The organism is Variovorax sp. Soil_C_33, assembly GCF_057656935.1.
Map to the genome: position 1 here is coordinate 1 of NZ_JBDGJK010000049.1, position 535 is coordinate 535.

The following is a 535-nucleotide window of genomic DNA, read 5'->3' on the forward strand; positions in this document are numbered from 1 at the left end:
TTCCTGGGCGACAACACGCGCGATCACCTGCTCGCGGGCGTGGCCAACACGCTCGGCGCAGAGCCGCCCCTGCTGGAACGATCGGTATTCGCAGCAGGGATTTCGCTGGAAGATTGCGAACGCATCCATCAGTTCGTGCGGGAGCGCTGGAGCGAGCTGCACTTCCAGCTGGCGAAGGAAATGACGCGCGCCTACGATGAGGCCGAGGAAACAGCCTCGGGCCGCATCCGGGTCGGCATCTACACCTACTACGAAAACGGCACAACCGACTACGCTAAAGAACTGCCCACCGCTCCCTCCAAACGATCGAGACGAAAAGCATGACGAGCACTTGGCTGCGCAACGGCTTTCTGGCCCTGCTTGTCGGGTTGGTGCTGTCCTGCGGCGGCGGTGGCGGCGGCGGTGGCGGTGCGGCATTCGGCAGCGCTGGCTCCGCGGGGATTGGCGGTGGATCGGTTGCCGGCGGAGAGAGCGGCCCTGCTGGCGGCGACGGCCAGGGCGGCGGCACTTCGGGCACCTCCGGCACGAGCAGCGG

2 pseudogenes are annotated in these 535 nt (G+C 66.7%); both read left to right on the plus strand.

Going from position 1 to position 535, the window contains the following annotated elements:
- Nucleotides 1-324, plus strand: a pseudogene (locus AC3A6B_RS29860) (DUF6502 family protein); the annotation flags it as partial.
- A pseudogene (locus AC3A6B_RS29865) lies at nucleotides 321-535 on the plus strand (collagen-like triple helix repeat-containing protein); the annotation flags it as partial. The pseudogenes AC3A6B_RS29860 and AC3A6B_RS29865, both read left to right, overlap by 4 nt.